18 protein-coding genes are annotated in these 18,976 nt (G+C 70.7%); 12 read left to right on the top strand and 6 right to left on the bottom strand.

The features are described 5' to 3' along the window. Positions 1 to 20: 20 nt before the first annotated feature. Together AF1_RS36380 and AF1_RS15505 are read right to left on the bottom strand one after the other, a co-directional pair. Positions 21 to 659, bottom strand: coding sequence for an aggregation-promoting factor C-terminal-like domain-containing protein (locus tag AF1_RS36380; RefSeq protein ID WP_067798724.1), 639 nt, complete (start codon positions 657 to 659; stop codon positions 21 to 23). A gap of 131 nt (positions 660 to 790) precedes the next feature. After that, positions 791 to 1,366 (bottom strand): MarR family winged helix-turn-helix transcriptional regulator, encoded by a 576-nt coding sequence (locus AF1_RS15505; protein WP_084262955.1) that lies wholly within the window; start codon positions 1,364 to 1,366, stop codon positions 791 to 793. 324 nt (positions 1,367 to 1,690) lie between these two features. Here AF1_RS15505 and AF1_RS15500 point away from each other — a divergent pair, with 324 nt between their 5' ends. The 10 genes from AF1_RS15500 (at position 1,691) to AF1_RS15455 (ending at position 12,491) form a co-directional block, all read left to right on the top strand. After that, positions 1,691 to 2,494 carry an MlaE family ABC transporter permease gene (locus AF1_RS15500; RefSeq protein ID WP_067798717.1) on the top strand — a complete coding sequence of 268 codons (804 nt, stop codon included), beginning with the start codon at positions 1,691 to 1,693 and terminating at the stop codon, positions 2,492 to 2,494. Next, positions 2,494 to 3,348 (top strand): MlaE family ABC transporter permease, encoded by an 855-nt coding sequence (locus AF1_RS15495; RefSeq protein ID WP_067798715.1) that lies wholly within the window; start codon positions 2,494 to 2,496, stop codon positions 3,346 to 3,348. The genes AF1_RS15500 and AF1_RS15495 overlap by 1 nt, the downstream gene beginning before the upstream one ends. Beyond that, entirely contained in the window at positions 3,345 to 4,445 is a 1,101-nt protein-coding gene (locus AF1_RS15490; RefSeq protein ID WP_084262953.1) for an MlaD family protein, read from the top strand. Before AF1_RS15495 ends, AF1_RS15490 begins: the two co-directional genes overlap by 4 nt. Next, positions 4,442 to 5,521 (top strand): MlaD family protein, encoded by a 1,080-nt coding sequence (locus tag AF1_RS15485; protein WP_242608941.1) that lies wholly within the window; start codon positions 4,442 to 4,444, stop codon positions 5,519 to 5,521. Before AF1_RS15490 ends, AF1_RS15485 begins: the two co-directional genes overlap by 4 nt. Further along, positions 5,521 to 6,543 (top strand): MCE family protein, encoded by a 1,023-nt coding sequence (locus AF1_RS15480; RefSeq protein ID WP_067798710.1) that lies wholly within the window; start codon positions 5,521 to 5,523, stop codon positions 6,541 to 6,543. Before AF1_RS15485 ends, AF1_RS15480 begins: the two co-directional genes overlap by 1 nt. Next, complete coding sequence (locus AF1_RS15475; protein WP_067798708.1) at positions 6,543 to 7,571, top strand: MCE family protein; 1,029 nt, start codon at positions 6,543 to 6,545, stop codon at positions 7,569 to 7,571. The genes AF1_RS15480 and AF1_RS15475 overlap by 1 nt, the downstream gene beginning before the upstream one ends. Beyond that, positions 7,571 to 8,632, top strand: a complete 1,062-nt coding sequence (locus tag AF1_RS15470) for an MCE family protein (protein WP_067798707.1) — start codon at positions 7,571 to 7,573, stop codon at positions 8,630 to 8,632. Before AF1_RS15475 ends, AF1_RS15470 begins: the two co-directional genes overlap by 1 nt. Beyond that, the gene (locus AF1_RS15465; RefSeq protein ID WP_067798705.1) at positions 8,629 to 9,924 is read left to right on the top strand and encodes an MCE family protein; all 1,296 of its coding nucleotides are present in this window, start codon (positions 8,629 to 8,631) and stop codon (positions 9,922 to 9,924) included. Before AF1_RS15470 ends, AF1_RS15465 begins: the two co-directional genes overlap by 4 nt. 22 nt (positions 9,925 to 9,946) lie before the next feature. Next, a complete protein-coding gene (locus AF1_RS15460) occupies positions 9,947 to 10,945 on the top strand; it encodes a hypothetical protein (RefSeq protein WP_067798703.1) in 999 nt (332 codons plus the stop codon). Between the two features lie 364 nt (positions 10,946 to 11,309). Continuing rightward, positions 11,310 to 12,491 carry a trans-sulfuration enzyme family protein gene (locus AF1_RS15455; RefSeq protein ID WP_067798700.1) on the top strand — a complete coding sequence of 394 codons (1,182 nt, stop codon included), beginning with the start codon at positions 11,310 to 11,312 and terminating at the stop codon, positions 12,489 to 12,491. Here the strand turns inward: AF1_RS15455 and AF1_RS15450 are convergent. Together AF1_RS15450 and AF1_RS15445 are read right to left on the bottom strand one after the other, a co-directional pair. After that, positions 12,488 to 13,651, bottom strand: coding sequence for a DUF5925 domain-containing protein (locus tag AF1_RS15450; RefSeq protein ID WP_306303166.1), 1,164 nt, complete (start codon positions 13,649 to 13,651; stop codon positions 12,488 to 12,490). The two genes, AF1_RS15455 and AF1_RS15450, sit on opposite strands and share 4 nt — an antisense overlap. A 56-nt stretch (positions 13,652 to 13,707) precedes the next feature. Continuing rightward, a complete protein-coding gene (locus tag AF1_RS15445; protein WP_067798697.1) occupies positions 13,708 to 14,484 on the bottom strand; it encodes a lysophospholipid acyltransferase family protein in 777 nt (258 codons plus the stop codon). 135 nt (positions 14,485 to 14,619) lie between these two features. On the opposite strand from AF1_RS15445, the gene AF1_RS15440 reads away from it, so the two are divergent. Beyond that, positions 14,620 to 15,477, top strand: coding sequence for a hypothetical protein (locus AF1_RS15440; protein ID WP_067798694.1), 858 nt, complete (start codon positions 14,620 to 14,622; stop codon positions 15,475 to 15,477). A gap of 66 nt (positions 15,478 to 15,543) precedes the next feature. On the opposite strand, the gene AF1_RS15435 is transcribed toward AF1_RS15440, so the two are convergent. Then, a complete protein-coding gene (locus AF1_RS15435) occupies positions 15,544 to 16,221 on the bottom strand; it encodes a uracil-DNA glycosylase (RefSeq protein ID WP_067798690.1) in 678 nt (225 codons plus the stop codon). A gap of 256 nt (positions 16,222 to 16,477) precedes the next feature. Here AF1_RS15435 and AF1_RS15430 point away from each other — a divergent pair, with 256 nt between their 5' ends. Next, entirely contained in the window at positions 16,478 to 17,923 is a 1,446-nt protein-coding gene (locus AF1_RS15430) for a WS/DGAT/MGAT family O-acyltransferase (RefSeq protein ID WP_067798688.1), read from the top strand. Here the strand turns inward: AF1_RS15430 and AF1_RS35860 are convergent. Then, on the bottom strand, positions 17,910 to 18,923 hold the full coding sequence (locus AF1_RS35860; RefSeq protein WP_067798686.1) for a hypothetical protein: 1,014 nt from the start codon (positions 18,921 to 18,923) through the stop codon (positions 17,910 to 17,912). The two genes, AF1_RS15430 and AF1_RS35860, sit on opposite strands and share 14 nt — an antisense overlap. Positions 18,924 to 18,976 lie beyond the last annotated feature (53 nt).

Raw genomic sequence — 18,976 nt, 5'->3', positions numbered from 1 at the left:
ACCGGCCCCGGTTGTGTGGACTAGTACCAGTTGTGGGCCTGCCACCAGGCCCAGGCGCCGCACGGGTCCTTGTACCGGGCCTTGATGTAGCCGAGCCCCCACGCGATCTGGGTGGGGGAGCTGGTGCGCCAGTCGGGTCCGGCGCTGGCGAGCTTGGAGCCGGGGAGCGCCTGCGGGATGCCGTAGGCGCCGCTGGAGGGGTTGACGGCCCGCTCGTTCCAGCCGCTCTCGTGGTTCCACAGCGTCAGCAGGGACGGCCAGCAGCGGTCCCAGCCCTTGAGCGCGTTCATCTTCTTGCCGTACGCCTTGTTCTGCGCGGCGCTCGGGTTCGACTTGGCGAGCCGTTCCCGCTCCTGCTGCGCCTTCAGCTTCGCCCGCGCCGCCGCGTCCCGCTTCGCCTTCTCCCTGAGCCGCTTCAGCTCCCGCTGGTGCTCCTCGTAGGCGCGCTTCTTGGCGTGGGCGATCGCGTCGGCGGCGACCTTGTCCATGTCGGACGACGACGTCAGGTTGGCGAGCATGTCGTTGGTGGACAGGCCGGCGGCCGCGGCCTTCGGCGGCTTGGTGTCGTCGCCGCCTATGCCGCCGAGGTCGACCAGCGTGACCGCCGTGCCGAGCGCCCCGATCGCGACGATGGTGATGGTGACGTTGCTGGTGAGCATCCGCCGTACCCGCCGCCCACCGGCGCCGGGACGTCTGCGACTGCCGTGACTCTGTGGCATAGGAGAAGACTGCCTTATCGCCCGGGTGTCGTGTTGTCGAAGTGAGGGTCCGCGGCGGTATCGTACGCGGTTCACCCCCGCCGGGGTTCCGGGCCTTCCTGCGCGCCGGGATCGAGCGACTCCACATCACCCGCCGCGAGGCGAGCCGGCTGCAGCGCGTCGAACATGTCGCGGTGCATGCCCGCGAACGCGGCGAACGCGCCGCCGGGCGCCTCCAGCGCCAGGCTGACGTCGTTGACGCGGGCGCGTCCGGCCGGGGTGATCGCGACGATCGTGGCGCGCCGGTCGCGCGGATGCCGGGTGCGGCCGACGAGCCCGGCGGCCTCCAGTTGGTCGACGGTCAGCTTCACCGTCGTCGGATGCATCATCAGGAACCGGCCGAGCATGCTCAGCCGCGCGCCGCCGCGCGGCGTGAGGGCCAGGGTGGTCAGCAGGAAATAGCCGGTCCGGGTGAGTTCCAGCCGCTTCAGCTCGATGTCGAGCGCCTTCTTGAGCAACTGGTTGAGCCGTCCCACCGAGCAGACCGCCATGAACGGCCAGGGCTCGCCCCGCAGCCCCTGCTTCTCCCAGCGGTCCCGGACGCCCATGACCAGCGGGTCCATGCCGCCGTCCATGCCGTCTTCCGCCTCTCGTGGCGCCTCGATCATCGTCCGCCGATCGTAGCTTCGGACAAATCACAAAGTAAGTACTCGCTTCTTAGACCTTCTTCCAATAGAGTGCCTCAGATCACAGGCGGTACCCGAGTGCTTGCTTGGGTGCCCAGGTGATCCCGGTCTCTGCCGAGACCAGGGTGGCGCGCAGACGAGCAGGACGAGGGCGCCGCCTATGGGACGGCGGATCCGGAGCATCGGATGGGCGCCGACGTCCGAGAAGAAGGAGGCTGGCATGGACCTTCTCGCACCCCCCTCCGGGGGGTTCGGTGGGTGGCCCCCCCGGAAAGACGCGGCCCCTCCGGGGAAGGTCACCGGCTGATGGCCCTGAGCCTGACCAAGGCCCCGGACCTGGCACGCAGACGCCTCGGGCGCGCACTCGACGAGACCGGACTGCTGTGCGTGACCCTGCTCGAAGGGCTGCGCCGCTCCTGGGACCTGCGCCAATGGTGGGGCGAGTTCATCGAGCAGTGCTGGTTCCTGGCGCGGGTCACCAGCGTGCCCGTCATGCTCATCGCGGTGCCGCTCGGCGCCACCATCTCGCTCCAGGTCGGCGACATCGCCCGGCAGCTCGGCGCGCAGTCGGGCACCGGGGCGATGCTGACCGCCGCGATGATCCAGCAGGTGGCGCCACTGGCCTCCGCGCTGCTGGTGTCCGGCGTGGGCGGATCGGCCATCACCGCCGACATGGGCGCCCGCAACATCCGCGACGAACTCGCGGCGATGGAGGTCATGGGCATCAACCCGATCCACCGCCTGGTCACCCCCAGGCTGTGGGCGGCGAGCATGGTGTCCGGGCTGCTGTGCTCGGTGGTGATCCTGGCGGGCATCATCGGCGGTTACTACTTCAACGTCATCCAGCAGGGCGTCAGCCCCGGCGCGTTCTTCGACGGCGCCACCGTCCTGCTGCAGTTCTCGGACCTGATGATCACCTTGTTCAAGGCGTGGGTGTTCGGTTTCATCGCCGCCGCCGTCGCCTGCTACATGGGCATGAACTGCGACTACGGCCCCGTCGGCGTCGGCCGCGCAGTGAACAAGGCGGTGGTCGTCACCTCGATCGTGGTGTTCGCGACGAACTACATCCTCACCATGATCTACCAGGTCCTCTTCCCCCCGAGGTTCTGATGGTCGCCATTTCCCCCGTCCGCAAGCTGGGCCGTGCCGTCAGGGGCCGGACCGCGGGCCTCGCCGCGTCGGCCAACCTGCCGATCTTCCTCGGCCGGGTCCTCTACCACCTGTTCTTCGACATCGTCCTGCGGCGCAAGTACGGCAAGACGCTCGCCAAGCAGGTCAGCGACATCACCGTCGGCGTCGGCGCGCTCGTCATCGGCGGCGGCATGATCTTCGTGATCGCGACGATGTCGCTCGCCACCGGCGCGATGGTCGGCCTGCAGGGCTACCCCGGGCTGGAGCGCATCGGCGCGGAGGCGTTCAGCGGGCTGGTCTCCAGCTACTCCAACGTCCGCGAGGTCACCCCGATCATCGCGGGCGTGGCGCTGGTCGCGCAGGTCGGCACCGGGTTCACCGCCGAGATCGGCGCGATGCGGATCTCCGAGGAGATCGACGCGCTGGAGGTCATGGGCATCAACTCGCTGGCCTACCTGGTGAGCACCCGCGTCGCCGCCGGCGTCATCGCGCTCGTGCCGCTGTACCTGGTGTCGCTGTTCATGGCGTTCTTCGCCACCCGGTTCATCACGATCCAGTACTTCGGCCTCTCGCCCGGCATCTACGACTACTACTTCCACCTCTACCTGCCGCCGATCGACGTGTTCTACAGCGCCGTCAAGGTCGCGGTGTTCGCCTTCATCATCATGTTCATTCACTGCTACCGCGGCTACTACGCGGCGGGCGGCCCGGTCGGCGTCGGCGTCGCCGCGGGCCGCGCGATCCGGGAGTCGACCATCCTGATGATCCTGATGAACCTGGTCCTGTCGTACATCTTCTGGGGCCACGGCGGCACGGTGAGGCTGACCGGATGAGCGAGGAGACACTGTCCACCCGCTCCCGGACGCTCTTCGGGCTGGTCGGTGCCGGGGTCATCGCGGCCGCCGCGGCGTTCGTGGCGGTCGGCTCCATGCCGTCCCACGCGGGATCCACCTACTACGACGCGACGTTCGGCCGGGCCGGGCAGGGCCTCGACCCGGGCAAGTCCGACGTCAAGATCCGCGGGATCGCGGTCGGCACGGTCGAGCGCCTCAAGCTGGACGACGACGGCCGCGTCACCGTCCGGCTCCGGGTCGACAAGGGCGTCAGGATCGCCGACACGGCGGTGGCGACGGTCGAGCCGGTGTCGGTGTTCGGCCCGAAGGACATCGGCCTCGACCTCGGCGCGCACGAGCTGAGCGGCCCGTACCTCAAGGACGGCGGGACGATCACGAAGACCAACGACCCGCAGGAACTGTCCGACACCGCCTGGCCCACCTACCGGCTCACCAAGGCGATCAACCCCGACGACGTGGCGACCATCCTGCACACGTTCGGCGCCGGACTGTCCGGGCAGGGCCCGGCGCTGCGCCGGACGATCGACAACGGCGCGATCGTCGTCGACGCGACCCACCGGAACCGGGCCGCGATCCAGTCGCTCCTGAACGACATCAACGGCCTGTCCGGCACGTTCGAGTCGCGCGGCGACACGATCACCGGGTTCGCCACCGACTTCAACCGGCTCTCCGAGGTCATCAACGCACGGCCCGACAAGGTGTCGCGGCTGCTGGACGAGTCGGCCCGGCTCGGTGACACGGTCGGCACGAACCTGCAGCGGCACGGCCGCAACCTCGGCACGATCATCGACACCGGCGGCGCGATCGTGTCGGTGGTCGACGACCAGCGCCGCAACATCCCGGTGCTGCTGGACAGCCTGAACGGCTTCTTCGGGCTGCTGGCCCAGATCATCCGCATCCCCGGCCCGGAGGGCACCCTGATCGCCCAGGCACGCGACGACCTCCCCCTGGACATGTGCCAGATCTTCATCGACGTCTGCCCGGTCAAGCCGAAGGCGACGGCCTTCGACGTGCCGCTGCCCGGGGCGGGCGGGGCGCGCAAGACCGGCGGCGCGGCGACCGGGGCCAGGCCATGAGCCCGCGCAGGCGCGCCAAGGCCGCGCGCGGGCCCGAATACGGCACGATGCTGAAGACGCTGGTGTTCGTGACGGTGACCGGGCTGCTCACGCTCTACATCGGCCAGCAGATCCTCGGCACGAGCTTCCGGGCCCGCTACAAGCTGACCGCGACGTTCGACGACGTCACCGGCCTCCTCACGGGTGATGACGTGAAGGTCGCGGGCACGCCCGTCGGGCAGGTCGAGAGCATCAAGGTGGTGCGCGGCAAGGCCGTGGTGGTGATGGAGGTCGACAGGGACGTCCGCGTCCCGTCCGACTCCACGGCCGCGATCCGCTGGCGCAACGTGATGGGGCAGCGGGTCGTCTACCTGGAGGCGGGGACGAGCCAGAGCCGGCTCGGTGACGGCGACCGGGTCCCGCACACCCGGTCGGTGGTGGACCTCGGCGACATCGTCAACAGCCTCGGCCCGCTCACCCGCAACCTGGACCCGAACCAGCTCAACAAGATCCTGTTCGCCTTCTCCCAGGCGCTGGACGGCAACGAGCAGAACATCTCGCTGCTGACCGACAACCTGGACCTGCTGCTGCAGACGTTCTCCGCCCGCCGGAAGACGATCCAGGGGATGATCGACGACTACGAGACGGTGAGCGAGGCGATCGCGACCCGGGACCGGCAGATCGCGGCGAGCATCGACAACCTGGAGTCGCTCACCAGGGTGTTCGCGAACAACCGCAAGCTGCTCGACAACGCGGTCGTGGAGATCTCGGGCGTGACCACCAACCTGAACCAGGTGCTCGGCGGCAACGAGGCCCAGCTGAACCGGATCATCGGCAACCTCGGCGAATTCAGCGAGACGTTCCGGCTGAACGTGGACGAGCTGGAGAAGATGGTGCGGCAGCTTCCGCTGACGCTGCGGCAGCTGTTCTCCACCGCGAACGGCGGCCACTACCTGCGCACGAACGCGCTGTGCCTGAACGTGATGCAGGGGCCGTGCCCGTTCCCGATGGAGCTGCCAAAGGCGCCCGGCACGGGCCAGCCGTCCAAGGACGACCTCGCCGAGCTGCGGAAGATGCTGGCGGGAGGTGGCGGCTGATGGCGCTGAAGTCCCTGCGGGACGTCAACCAGAAGATCGTCGCGATCGTCACCGTGACCGCGCTCGGCGCCGCCAGCGTGTTCGCGTTCTCCGTCGGCCAGATGCACCTGTTCGAGCGCGGCTACACGATGAGCGGCGAGTTCAGCGACGCGGCCGGGCTGAAGAAGGGCCAGGACGTGCGGGTCGCGGGCGTGAAGTCGGGCCGGGTCACCTCCGTGCAGCCGGACTTCGCACACGGCAAGGTCATCGTGACCTGGCACGTCAACGCCGGGATCGACCTCGGGCCGAAGACCCGGGCGGAGATCCAGACGACCACGCTGCTCGGCGGCCGGTACCTGCGGCTGTCCGGCCCGGTCACCAAGCCCTACATGGCGGACGTGCCGCAGGCGCGGCGGCGGGTCCCGCTGTCGCGCACCAGCGTCCCGTTCACGGTCCCGGACGCGCTGGAGGGCGCGCAGAACATCGTCGGCAAGCTCGACCAGAAGAGCATCGACAAGCTGCTCACCGAGGTCAACAAGATCAAGTCGCCGGGCGCGCAGAAGCTCCGCCGGATCCTGGTCGACATCGAGCAGGTGTCCCGCACGCTGAACGACTCCTACCCGCAGATCCAGCGGCTGATCGAGAACAGCAAGACGATCACCGGCACGCTGGCCGGCAAGGACGCGGAACTCCGCCGGATCATCGACGCCAGCCAGGTGCTGCTCCAGGCGCTGGTGCGGCGCCGCGGCGAGCTGGCCGCGACGATCGGGCAGGGCAACCGGACCGTCCGGACGCTGGACAACGTGATCTCCAAGAACCAGAAGCAGCTCGACGCGCTGCTGGACGACCTGCACCTGCTGACCACCCGGCTCGCGCCCAACATGGACGCGCTGAACACCGACTTCTCGCTGCTCGGCCCGACGTTCCAGCAGGTCGCGAACCTGCGGGGCAACGGTCCCTGGATCGAGGGCGTGCTCACCGGGCTCGGCCCGCTGCAGCCGCCCGGCCCGATCTCCACGCGGCGCTCGAAGGGAGGCAACTGATGAGGAGGGGGAAGGGAATCGCCCTCGCGCTCGGCCTCACGCTGACCGCGTCCCTCGGCGGCTGCTCGCTCGCCCCCGCCCCCGGCGAGCGGACGATGGTCGTCTACGTCCCGAAGGCCCGCTCCTTCTACAAGCAGTCCAGGGTCAAGGTGATGGGCGCGGACGTCGGCCTCGTCGACAAGGTCGAGAACCAGGGTGACAAGGTCAAGGTCACCTTCCACCTGCGCGGTGACGTCCCGCTGCCGAAGGGCGTGCAGGCGTCGATCGTCCCGCTGAACCTGATCGGCGAGCGCAACCTCGTCCTGCACCCGGCGTGGAAGCCGGGGGAGGCGAAGGAGACCTCGAACGTCATCCCGATCGAGCGCACCCACGTGCCGGTCGAGGTGGACGACGCACTCAGCTCGTTCACCAACCTCGCGAACGCGCTCGACCCGACCAAGATGCAGAACGCGCTCGGCACCGCGGCCGGCACGGTGCGGGGCAACGGCAAGGAGTTCAACGCCACCCTGGAGCAGAGCGCCCGGCTCATCGAGAACGTCGCCGGGCAGGACGAGGAGCTGATCAAGGTCGCGCGGAACCTGAACCGGCTGGCCGGGGTGGTGCGCGGGCGCGAGGAGGTCCTCGGCGCGGTGATCCGCGACTTCGGCACCGCGAGCCAGGTGCTCAGCTCCGAGCGCGGCGAGCTCCAGCAGCTGATCAACGGGATCCTCGACCTGGCGAAGAACGGCGACGAACTGCTGCAGAAGTACAAGGGGAACCTGCCGTACGACCTCGCCGTCCTCACCCGGACCGCGCTCATCCTCAAGGGCAACGCCAAGCAGCTCGCGCAACTGCTGAACGTGCTGCCCGGCATCAGCGGCGCGCTCATCAACGGCTACAACCCCAAGAACAAGTCGCTGCAGATCCGGTTCGCGACAGACGCGTTCCTGCGGACGTGGCTGCAGGGCCTGCAGAACACCGACGATGTCGGCTGCCCGCTGCCCGAGCCGAACTCCAACTGCCCCTGGCAGAAGAGGGGAGGCAACTGATGAGCCGGAAGCTCCTGCTGCTGGTCGCCGTCATGGTCCTCGCGGTCTCGGGCTGCTCCTACCGGACGGCGGGCGCGCCGAAGGGGCACCTGACCCTGACCGCCACGTTCGACGACGTCCAGGGCCTGGTCGCCGGGCACAGCGTGAAGATGTCCGACATCACGATCGGCAGCGTGACCAAGGTCCGGCTGGACGGCTACAAGGCCAGGGTGACGCTGTCCGTCGAGGACGGCATCAAGATCCCGAAGGGCACCCGGGCCGAGATCAAGGTGACGTCGCTGCTCGGCGAGAACTACGTGGACCTGCGGATGCCGCCCGGCGCGAGCATGGACCGCGGCCCGTTCCTCGCCACCGGCGCCACCATCACCGACACCAGCGTCCAGCCGGCGTTCGAGCAGGTCGTCGGGCAGGCGGGGCCGCTGATCCAGGCGCTCGCCGGGGACGATGTGGCCACCGTCGTCAATGCCGGAGCGACCGCGCTGGACGGCAACGGGCAGAAGCTCAACAAGACGATCGCCCAGACCGGTGACCTCGTGAAGATGTTCGCCGAGCAGCGCCGCGAGCTGGGCGAGTCGGTGGACCGGTTCGCCAGGCTCGGCCGGTCGCTCGCCAAGGGCAGCGACGCGCTGAACGAGGCACCGGGGCAGCTCGAACGCACCACGCGGATGCTGAACGAGGACAAAGACAAGATCATCAAGACCGTCGACCGGCTCACCCGGATGGCCCGGGAGCTGAACGACAAGGTCCTGGAGGGGCGCATCCTGCGGTTCCGCAAGCTGCTCGCCGACCTCGACCCCGTCCTGCAGCAGCTCGGCGGCAACCGCAAGCGGCTCACCGGCCTGGTGAACAGCCTGGTGTCGTTCTCCTACAAGATCCCGAAGGCCACCTACGACGGCCAGCTGCTGCTCTACCCGATCGTCCGCATCACCTGGCCGGACGGACGGCCGATCTTCCCCGGCCTCAGCGACAAGCCCAGGAAGACCCGGTCGTCCACCCAGATTCCGAAGCAGCTCGAAGGCGCCCTGCCGGACCTTGAGAAGATCCTGGAGCCGCACGGATGACCAGGCGACTGACGATCAACCTGCTGGCCTTCGGCGTCCTCGCCGTGGTGATGGTGGTGTGGGCGTTCAACAACGTCGTCCGGTTCGACTTCATCGACCGGCCGTACCACATCTCGGTGGAGTTCGAGTCCTCGCCCGGCCTGCACCCGAACTTCGAGGTCGACTATCTCGGCCTGCGGATCGGCAAGATCGACTCGGTGCGGCTGCGGAAGGACAGGGTCGTGGTCCGGCTCGACATCGACCGCGGCGTGAAGATCCCGCAGGGCGTCACCGCCGCCGCGGCCCGCAAGTCCGCGGTCGGCGAGCCGGTGGTCGAGCTGACGCCGGGCCCCGGCAGGGCCGGCGCGCCGCCGATGAAGCCCGGCGCCGTCATCCCGGTGTCGCACACCAAGGTCCCGCCCAAGTACGGCGACCTGTTCGGCGCGGTCCTCGACACGCTCAAGGCGATCAACCCCGAGGACGCCAAGGTCCTCACCCACGAGCTGGCCGAGGGCTGGTCCGGACGCGAGGACTCGCTCCGCCAGATCATCAACGGCGGCGACGACCTCACCCAGACGTTCGCGCAGAACACCGAGCTGCTCGACGGGCTGACCAGGGACCTCGGCCGCATCACCCACGTGCTGAACCGGAACCGGGGTTCGCTCGGCGCCGGGGTCGACAACATCGCGGCGCTCACCGCGGCGCTCAGCCAGGTCCGCGGCCGGATCGCCGAGCTGCGCGACCGTGGCCCGGACCTGCTCGGCACGGTCAACGGCCTGCTCGACAAGACCGAGCCGGACTTCGGGTGCGCCGTGGACTCGCTCGGCACGATGGGCCTGGCGTCCTACAACCCCGGCTACCTGACCGACCTGCGGAACACGCTCGCGGTGGCACCGGCGCTGAAGGTCGTCCTGGACAACGTGATCGGGATCGACCAGGGCAAGCCGGTCCTGAACGTCGTCTTCCAGGTCACGATGAACCACCGGGCGACGCTGGAGTACAAGTACCCGCTCCCGCAGCCGGCGGTGAACGGGTTCCTGACCTGCCCCGGCGGGCGGACCCCGGCGCAGGCCGAGCAGAAGCGCTACCCGGCCAAGAACCCGGGCGAGACGATTCCCACCCACGATCCCTCGCTCGACCGGCAGAACGTGCGGGCCAAGAACGCGGCGAACAACGCCGACGACTCTTCCGGGCCGCCGGTGTGGCTGGTGTACGTTCCCCCGATCATCGCCCTGCTGGTGCTGATCAGGGTCATGATGGGCTCGGTGCCCGTGGTGTCCCGCCTGAACCGGCTCCGCCGGCGCAAGGACTGACTCAACCCCGAGGAGTACCGAAGTGACAGCCAAGACCGGCAAGGACGAGGCCGCCGAGGTCGAGGCGGTCCCGGCCGAGGAGCAGGCGGAGACCGAGGAGGCCGCGGCGCGGCCGGCGCGGCCCGCCAGGCGCAAGCGGCGCGTGCGGGTCATCGAGGTCATCGACGACGAGGACCTGGACGAGGTCCTGGAGGCCCTCGACGCCGAGGACGAGGCGGACGCCGAGCCCGCCGAGCCCGCCGCGAAGCCCGCCGCCAAGCCCGCGGTGAAGGCCGCCGCCGCGAAGGCCGCCAAGCCGCGTCCCACCCGGCTCGAACCGCCGGAGGAGGAGGCCGCGGAGGAGGAGCCCGCGGACGAGGCCCCGAAGAAGACCCCGAAGAAGACCCCGGCCCGCGCGAGCGCCGCCGCCGCGGAGCCCCGGCCGGGCGCCTTCGGCCTCGGTCTCGTGCCGACGGTGGTGATCGTCGTCCTCGTCGCGCTGCTGGCGAGCCTGGCGATCTGGAAGTGGACGAGCGCGAGTTCCCTGTCGTCCGAGCGGGACGACAGGGAGGCCATCGGCGAGGTCGCCTCCGAGTACGGCGACCTGGCCTTCAGCTACAACGCGTCCAACTACCAGACGCAGTCGGCCAAGGCGCAGAAGCTGATGGCCGGCGACCTGCTGGAGGACTACACGAAGAACACGCTGCCGTCGCTGGCCAGCGCCTTCCAGTCCGACGCGCAGGTGGTGCTGTCGTCCAAGACCAACCAGGTCTTCGTCGGCACCGTCAACGGCAGGTTCGCCACGGCGGTCGTCATGGCGGACGTCTCGCTCAAGACCAAGGACGGCGCCGTCAACCAGCCGGCGACGCTGCTGCGGCTGTCGCTGAGCAAGGTCGGCGGCGAGTGGAAGGTGACCCAGCAGTACCCGTCCGGTGTCAACGACGAGAACAAGAGCCAACTGCAGAACTCGCTTCCGGGCGTTCCGGGCGGCGGCGCGTCGAAGTCGCCGAAGGCGGGGGAGAGCGGAAAACCGAAGAACTAGACCGGCGTCCGGCGTCCGGCGTCCGCGCGACTCGTGGCCGACACGTAGTACGTACGGACCCGTATCCGGAACAACACGGCGATTTGGCCGTGATCTCCCGGATGGCGGGCAGGGGGCTCGCCGGGAGATGCTCAGAACGTCGGTCGGGGGACGCCGGGAACGGCACCTTCGACCGGGACGATCCCGATCGCCGGCCCGCCTTCGCGGGGTGGGCGGGCCGGCGACGGGAACCGTCCGGCCAGGGCGCCCGCGTCCCGGCCGGACCGGTGGTCCGGCGCCGCGGCGCATGGCACGGGGGCGTGGTCCGGGCCACTGGTCGCAATTGGCCGTTTCCGGGTCCGCAGCCGCGGCGCAGGCTGGAGACATGACCGGACACCATCCGCAGACCCGCGCCGTCCACCCGCCCGTGATCGCGCCCGACGGCAGCCGGCCGCTCACCGTCCCGATCTACCAGGGCCATCTGTTCACCTTCGACGCCGCCGACGACCTGGCCGCCGCCTTCGCCGGACCGGACCAGGCGTTCTTCTACGCCCGGATGGGCAACCCGACCGTCCGCTCCCTGGAACGGGCCGTCACCGAAATGGAAGGCGGCGCCGGGGCGCTCGCCACCGCGTCCGGCATGGGCGCGATCAACGCGGTGCTGATGGGGCTTCTCCGCAGCGGTGACCACGTCATCGCGCAGACCGCCCTCTACGGCGGCACCTACGCGCTGCTCCAGAACCTCGCCGAGCGCTGGGGCGTCGAGGTCACCTTCGTCCCCGGCGACGACCCGGCCGAGGTGCACGGCGCGCTGCGCCCCACCACCCGGCTCCTCTACCTGGAGACGATCGCCAACCCCACCACGCACGTGACGGACCTGCCCGCGTTCACCGAGGCCGTGCGCGGGACGGACGTGCTGACCGTCGTCGACAACACCTTCGCGCCGCTGCTGTGCAAACCCCTCGACCACGGGGTCGACGTCGTCGTCCACTCCGCGACCAAGTACTTCAGCGGGCACGGCGACATCATCGGCGGCGTCGCCGTCTTCGCCGACCCGTCCGTCCATCACCGCGTCTGGAAGCACGCCCTCGAACTGGGCCCGACCGCCGACGCGTTCGCCGCCTGGCTCACCGTCCGCGGCCTCGCCACGATGCCGATGCGGGTGGCCCGGCAGAGCGAGTCGGCCCTCGACCTCGCCCGCCGCCTGGCCGCGCACCCGTCCGTCGCCCGCGTCCACTATCCGGACCTGCCCGACCACCCGCAGCACGAGGTGGCCCGCCGGCTCCTCCCGGACGGTGCCGGCGGGGTCCTCGCCTTCGAACTCGCCGGCGGCCGTGAGGCGGGCCGCGTCTTCTCCGAGACCGTCGAACTGATCTCCCTGGGCCCGTCCCTGGGCAACGTCGCGTCCCTGGTGATGCACCCGGCGAGCACCTCCCACCGCCAGATGGACGCCGCGACGCTGGCCGCCGCCGGCATCGGCGAAGGCACCGTCCGCCTCTCGGTCGGCCTGGAGCATCCGGACGACCTCTGGGCGGACATCGAGCAGGCCCTGCGGAAGGCGACCTAAAGGTAGAAACCGGTCGCGGTGGCCGGGGCGGCCTCGCCCTGCGGGCGCTTCTCGCCCTTGCGGAGAGCGGCCAGTTCGGCGAGGGTGGCGCCGTCGGCGCCGATCTCGGCGGGCGGGGCGCCGGAGCCGTCCAGCCAGGTCACCGCTTCCGCGCGGGTCAGCCGGCCGACCTCGATCTGGGCCAGGCAGCGGCCCGGCCGGACGACCGCCGGGTGCAGCATCGCCAGGTCCTCGTTGGTGGTGATGGCCACGAGGACGTCCCGGCCCTGGCCGAGCATTCCGTCGGTGAGGTTGAGCAGCCGCGACAGGCCCTGGCCCGTCGACTGCTTGGCCTCGCCGCGGATCAGCTCGTCGCAGTCCTCCAGGATGAGGAGCCGCCAGCGGCGGTTCTCGTCCTCGTCGTCGCCGACGGCCACCTCCATGAGGTAGCTGGGGGTGCCGAACAGGGACTCCGGGTCGAGGACGCAGTCGGCCTGGCACCAGTCGCTCCAGGCGCGGGCCAGGGCGCGCAGCGCGGTGGTCTTGCCGGTGCCGGGCGGGCCGTGCAGGAGCAGCAGCCGCCCGGCGACCTCGTCGCGGGTGAGCTTCATCACCGCGTCGAGCGCCTCGGCGACCGGCGCGGTGTAGTTGCGCCGGATGTCCGCCCACGCGTCGGCGGTGATCGCGCGCTCGCTGCGCACGGGGCCGTGCGAGCCCATGTGCCAGAAACCCATCTCGACGCTGGTCTCGTCGGTCTTCGGCGGCTCGGTCGCGTCCTGCACGGACGCTTCGAGGACGGACTCGGCCAGCGCGTCGGTGACCGCGGACACCGCGACGTAGGCGACGCCGCTCTTCCAGCGGTTCGTCAGCAGCGTCCAGCCGTCGCCCTCGGCCAGCACCGACTCCTTGCCCTTCTCGTGCGCGACCCGCACGAGCCGGGCGCCGTCCGGGCGCAGCGGCGCGTCGGCCTTGACGTTCTCCAGCCGCGTCGACCGGGACCAGGGCTGCTCGCCGGACGCGAACGGGCGCAGGGACAGCACGTCCATCACGTCGGCCGGCGAGTTGTTGTCGGACAGGTTGAAGACCACGGGCAGCGCCGGTTCCGGCCCGGGGTCGGTGACGTTCTCCAGTGGCTCGATCAGATGCAGGACCTCCTGCGGCCTCTCCTGCGACATGGTCATGACCAGCATGATCACGCGCCGTGCCGGACGCCGTCCAATGAATTAGCCGGGCCCCGTCAGGAGCCGCCGGCCTCCCGGGCCTCGCGGGCCGCCTTGCGGGCCTCCGCCTCCTCCAGGTCGAGCTTCGCGGCCTCCTCCGGCGTCGGCGCCGTTCCGCCGAGGTAGGCGGGCTGCCACCAGGTCTCGTCCGAGCGCGGAACCTCCGGGTACTCGCGCTGCGCCTTCTCCAGCAGCTCCGCCATCCGGGCCCGCAGCTCCAGGGTGACCTGCTCGTAGTCGTCGCCGCGCTTGGGGTACATCGGCTCGCCGACGAGGATCGTCACGGGGACGTTGCGCTGCAGCAGCCGGCGCTTGCGGCCCTTGGTCCACATCCGCTGCGGGCCCCAGAGCGCGACGGGGATCAGCGGCACCTTGCCCGCCACCGCCATCCGCACCGCGCCGCTCTTGATCTCCTTCACCGTGAACGACCGGCTGATCGTCGCCTCCGCGAACACGCCGATGATCTCGCCGCTCTTCAGCGCCTTCAGCGCCGCCGCGTAAGACGAGGCGCCCGCGTTCCGGTCGACGGGAATGTGGTGCATCCCACGCATGAGCGGCCCGGCGATCCGGTTGTCGAAGATCTCCTTCTTCGCCATGAACCGCACCAGCCGCCCGGCCGGGTGGGCGGCGAGACCCGCGAAGATGAAGTCGAGGTAGCTGACGTGGTTGCTGACGAGCACCGCGCCGCCGGTGCTGGGGACATGCTCGGTCCCCTCCAGACGGAACTTGATGTTCAGGGCTTTGAACACACCGACAGCCGTCTTGATCACTGGCGGGTACACGAGTTCGCGCATGTAGGCACCGTACTTGAGCGGCCGGTGATCAGCGAGTATCCGGCGGGGATCGCGATGGATCACACAACGGGGCCGAACTCTGAGAAGGTTGGGGTGTGAAGTGATTCGCCGACGGCTGAGGGAGGATGAGCTTTCATGGAACCGTTGGACGCGGCGGCGGACGTGCACGCGCTCATCCGCGACGTGCTGCCCGCCCTGGCGCCCAGCGCCTGGTTCGATCCCGGCACGTCCGAGGTGGTGCTGCCCGTCGGCCGGTCCGAGGCACGGGCCTCCAGCTGGACGGTGCTGGAGCGGTGCGCGCGCGAGCCGCGCTCGGCATGGCCCCGGGTGGTGGACGAGTGGGTCCGCGAGGTCGGCGACCGCGCGTTCCTCGCGGTCGGCGAGATGGAGCTGTTCGGCGACGTCCGGGAACTGCTGCGGCTGCGCATCGTGCCGAAGCTCGCGCCCCGCGACCGGGAGGGCCTCGTCGTCGTCCCGGCCGGCGACCATTTCGATGCGATGGTGATGATCGAGCACCCGCGCTACGGCGGCCCCCTCACCAAGGCCCGCGCCGGGCTGCTCGGCCTGCACAAGCTCGGCTATGTCATGACGAACACCCACGACCGGGAACTGGCGGACGTCTCCGTCCACGACCAGCCGCTCCTGCCGGGACGTGATGTCCGCGTCGTGAGCAAAGCGGGCAGCCGCTACGTGTCGGCGCTGCTCAGTGAGGTCGACCAGTTCCTGCCGTGGCCGAACGAGCACGGCGCCCTGGTCGGCGCCCCCTGCCACAGCACGCTGCTGCTGTACCCGATCACGTCCACGGCCGTCCGCGAGGTGCTGCCGGTGTTCGCGGACGTCGTCCGGGAGATGCACGCCGGCGCCGACGACCCGTGCGCGCCGGGCGTCTACTGGAGCCACGGCGCACGCCGGCTGACCCCCCTCGCCGCGGACGCCCCCACGGAGGGCACCGGCGAGTTCGCCACCCTCCTGCGCCACCTCCCCGACGAGTAGAACCCGGTCACCGGAACACGGGCAGGGGCGCGTCGCTGACGGGAGTTCCAGGGGGTCGCCCCTGGGCTAACTCAGTTTCCAGTCCACGGGGGGCGCGCCCTGCTCTTCGAGGAGCCGGTTGGCCCGGGAGAACGGGCGGGAGCCGAAGAAGCCCCGGTCGGCCGAGTAGGGGCTCGGGTGCGGGGATTCGATGCAGGGGACGCTGCCGAGCATCGGTTTGAGGTTGCGGGCGTCGCGGCCCCAGAGGATGGCGACCAGCGGGCGGTTCCGGGCGGCGAGGGCGCGGATGGCCTGTTCGGTGACCTCCTCCCAGCCCTTGTCCCGGTGCGAGCCGGGCTTGCCGGGCATGACGGTCAGCGACCGGTTGAGCAGGCAGACGCCCTGCTCCGTCCACGGGGTGAGGTCGCCGGTGGACGGCTGCGGGTGGCCGAGGTCGCTGCAGTACTCGCGGAAGATGTTGATGAGGCTCGCGGGCAGCGGCCGGACGTCCGGGGCGACGGAGAAGCTGAGGCCGACCGGGTGCCCGGGGGTCGGGTAGGGGTCCTGGCCGACGATGAGGACGCGGACGTCGTCGAACGGCTGGGTGAAGGCGCGCAGGATGAGGTTCCCGGCGGGCAGGTAGCGGCGGCCGGCGGCGACCTCGGCGCGCAGCCAGTCGCCGGCCGCCGCGATCGTCCCGGCGACCGGCTGCAGCGCGGTCGCCCATCCCGCTTCGACGATCTCCGAGAGTGGTCGTGCCGTCATGGGGGACCAGCCTAGTGTGATGATCATGATGTCGCCGGTGGAACGCCCTGGTTGATCAGCTTGTGAAGTCTTCTGACCAGATCAGGTCGAGCCGGGGGAAAATCTTGTCCGGCCCCCCGGAAAGTGCTGGGTGAACTGCCTGAAACGCCCCGTTAAGTCGCTGTTACTTTCTGGCGGCCCTCGTTGACCTACCGCCCAGGAACGCATAACTCCTAGAAGGCAGGGCAGGCGCAGGACGAGCCGACGGGACGAGAGCATGAGCCAGCTGACCACCGTGGACGCCACCTTCCTCCACGCCGAGAGCAGCACCACGCACGCCCACATCGCCGGGCTGGGCATCGTCGATCCGGCGTCGTGCCCCGGCGGCAGGCTCAGCGTCCCGCTCGTCGCCGAGCTGATCCGCGGCCGCGCGCACCTCGCGGCCCGACCGCTCCGGCAGCGGCTCGTCCAGGTGCCGCTCGGCCTGGACCATCCGTACTGGGAGGACGATCCCGACTTCGCCCCCGAACGGCACATCACCGAGCTCGGGCTCCCGGCGCCCGGCACCGAACGGCAGCTCGCCGACCTCGTCGGGATGCTCCACGAGCAGCCGCTCGACCGGACCCGCCCGCTCTGGGAGATGGTGCTCATCCAGGGACTTCAGGGCGGCCTGACCGCCGTCTACGTGAAGGTGCACCACGCCGCCATCGACGGCGTGATGGCCGCCGAGACGCTCGCCGCCCTGCTCGACCTGTCGCCCGAGCCGCGCGAGGTGCCCGCCGACGAGGCCGCGCCCGCCCGCGCCCCCGGCCTGATCGACATGCTGGGCACCGGGCTGCTGCGGGCCGCGCTGTATCCCCTCCGCTCGGCCGTCTCGGTCGCGCGCGCCGCCCCCTACCTGGACGAGATCCCCGGCCTCTCGTCCGTTCCGGGTGTGGGGCTGGTGTCGTCGGTGGTGCAGGGCGCGCTGCGCCGGCCGGTGACGCAGAAGGCGCCCCGGCTGAGCGCGCCGCCGACCCCGTTCAACCTCCCGATCGGACGCCGCCGCTCCGTCGCCTGCGGAGACCTCCCGCTGGAGGAGATCAAGCAGATCAGGCGCGGCCTCGGCGGCAGCGTGAACGACGCGGTGATGGCGCTGTGCGCGACGGCGCTGCGGCAGTGGCTCGACAAGCGCGGCGACCTGCCCGACCGTCCGCTGGTCACGGCCGTCCCGGTGTCGCTGCGGCGCGGCGGCGCGCAGGCCGAGCCGGGCAACCAGGTCTCGATCATGACGGTCCCGCTGGCCACGCACGTCCCGGACCCGGTGGAGCGGTACGCGGCCGTCCGGCGCGACATGGACGCCGCGAAGCGGCGGTTCACCCGCTCGTCGGGCGACTGGGTGCGGGAGGTGAGCGGGCTCCTCCCCGCGCCCGTCGCCGGCACCGTGACCCGGCTCGCGCTGCAGGCGGCGCCGGCGCTGTCGCTGCGCCCGGTCAACCTGATGATCTCCAACGTGCCGGGGCCGCAGTTTCCGCTGTACCTGTGCGGGGCGAAGGTGCTCGGCTACTACCCGATCTCCGTCGTCACCGATGTCAGCGGCGGGCTCAACATCACCGTCTTCTCCTACGACGGCAGGGTGAACGTCGGCATCGTCGCCTGCCGCGACCTCATCCCCGACCCGTCCGAGATCGTGGACCACCTGGTGGACGCACTGGACGAGCTGAAGGCGCTCAGCCGCGAGTGAGGCCGAGCGTCTCCCGGTACCGCCATGCGAGCATCAGCGCGGCGGCACCGGCGGGCTGCATCGGCCGCGGGACGGTCCCGTCGAACGGCGCCATCGCCACCGTGCCCTCGTCGTTGACGGCGACGAGCCCGCCGAAGAGGTCGTCGAACAGGTCGTGCTCGATGACGACGACCGTGAGGAGGTCCAGCGCGAACGTCAGCGGGTCGATGCCGAGCCCGAGGAAGTGCGCCCGCAGCCGGCCCTCCTCGCGGGCGGCGGTCATCGCCCGGTGGAAGGGCCAGTCGTCCTGGACGAAGCCGTCGCCGTAGTCCTCGCCCATCCCGAGGAACTCCTCGGCGTACTCGCGCACCATGCACCGCCACATGTCGGGGCGTTCGCCGCCGAGCGGCTGGAACACCCCGACCGGCATCACCTGGTGCAGCCCGCCGGCGTGCGCGACCTTCGCCGGGTCGCGCCGGTGCAGCACGTACGAACCCGCACCGGGGAACGAACCGGACGTCGTGACGGTCAGCGTGGTGATCGCGGGCAGCGCCGGGCGGCGGGCCAGGTCGCAGGGGTCGCCGATCCGGGTCCGCAGCGGCAGGCCGGGCGTCCCGGCCGCCAGTTCATGCGCGGCGGACTCGCCCACGTTCACGCCGTCGAAGTAGCGGGCGGGCCCGAGGCGCAGGACGGGCGGGCGGGCGTCGAGGAGCCGGTAGGACGGGCGGTCCTCGAACACCTTCGGCGGTGCGAGCGCGCCCATGGCCTCGGCGTAGGTGCGGTGACCGGGCGGCAGCCCGTCCGGGGGATCGGCGACCGGCGGCGGCGCGGGCCGCTCGTCCCACTCCAGCCGGATGTCCGCCAGCGGGATCGGCTCGTCCGGGATCCAGCCCGCGCGGCAGAGCAGCGGCGTCCCGGCGACGCGCGGCGCGTCCGGGTAGAGCGCGCTCGCGACCTCACCGAACCGGCCGCGGGCGGCGTTCAGCGCCGCCCGGTCGTCCCGCCACCGCCGCTCGTCCATGCCCGCCACCCTAGACGGCGGGCTTCCGCCGACCTCCTCGGCTACGCGTGGAG

The organism is Actinomadura formosensis NBRC 14204 (assembly GCF_001552155.1).
In the GTDB taxonomy this organism is placed as follows: Bacteria; Actinomycetota; Actinomycetes; order Streptosporangiales; family Streptosporangiaceae; genus Spirillospora; species Spirillospora formosensis.
The sequence above is the reverse complement of the archived record's forward strand: the minus strand, read 5'-3'. Positions and strand labels throughout refer to the sequence as shown.

Bases quoted from the DNA above. Each gene is read 5' to 3' on its own strand.
- AF1_RS36380 (WP_067798724.1), bottom strand. From the start codon at position 659: ATGCTCACCAGCAACGTCACCATCACCATCGTCGCGATCGGGGCGCTC.
- AF1_RS15505 (WP_084262955.1), bottom strand. From the start codon at position 1,366: ATGATCGAGGCGCCACGAGAGGCGGAAGACGGCATGGACGGCGGCATG.
- AF1_RS15500 (WP_067798717.1), top strand. From the start codon at position 1,691: ATGGCCCTGAGCCTGACCAAGGCCCCGGACCTGGCACGCAGACGCCTC.
- AF1_RS15495 (WP_067798715.1), top strand. From the start codon at position 2,494: ATGGTCGCCATTTCCCCCGTCCGCAAGCTGGGCCGTGCCGTCAGGGGC.
- AF1_RS15490 (WP_084262953.1), top strand. From the start codon at position 3,345: ATGAGCGAGGAGACACTGTCCACCCGCTCCCGGACGCTCTTCGGGCTG.
- AF1_RS15485 (WP_242608941.1), top strand. From the start codon at position 4,442: ATGAGCCCGCGCAGGCGCGCCAAGGCCGCGCGCGGGCCCGAATACGGC.
- AF1_RS15480 (WP_067798710.1), top strand. From the start codon at position 5,521: ATGGCGCTGAAGTCCCTGCGGGACGTCAACCAGAAGATCGTCGCGATC.
- AF1_RS15475 (WP_067798708.1), top strand. From the start codon at position 6,543: ATGAGGAGGGGGAAGGGAATCGCCCTCGCGCTCGGCCTCACGCTGACC.
- AF1_RS15470 (WP_067798707.1), top strand. From the start codon at position 7,571: ATGAGCCGGAAGCTCCTGCTGCTGGTCGCCGTCATGGTCCTCGCGGTC.
- AF1_RS15465 (WP_067798705.1), top strand. From the start codon at position 8,629: ATGACCAGGCGACTGACGATCAACCTGCTGGCCTTCGGCGTCCTCGCC.
- AF1_RS15455 (WP_067798700.1), top strand. From the start codon at position 11,310: ATGACCGGACACCATCCGCAGACCCGCGCCGTCCACCCGCCCGTGATC.
- AF1_RS15450 (WP_306303166.1), bottom strand. From the start codon at position 13,651: ATGACCATGTCGCAGGAGAGGCCGCAGGAGGTCCTGCATCTGATCGAG.
- AF1_RS15445 (WP_067798697.1), bottom strand. From the start codon at position 14,484: ATGCGCGAACTCGTGTACCCGCCAGTGATCAAGACGGCTGTCGGTGTG.
- AF1_RS15440 (WP_067798694.1), top strand. From the start codon at position 14,620: ATGGAACCGTTGGACGCGGCGGCGGACGTGCACGCGCTCATCCGCGAC.
- AF1_RS15435 (WP_067798690.1), bottom strand. From the start codon at position 16,221: ATGACGGCACGACCACTCTCGGAGATCGTCGAAGCGGGATGGGCGACC.
- AF1_RS15430 (WP_067798688.1), top strand. From the start codon at position 16,478: ATGAGCCAGCTGACCACCGTGGACGCCACCTTCCTCCACGCCGAGAGC.
- AF1_RS35860 (WP_067798686.1), bottom strand. From the start codon at position 18,923: ATGGACGAGCGGCGGTGGCGGGACGACCGGGCGGCGCTGAACGCCGCC.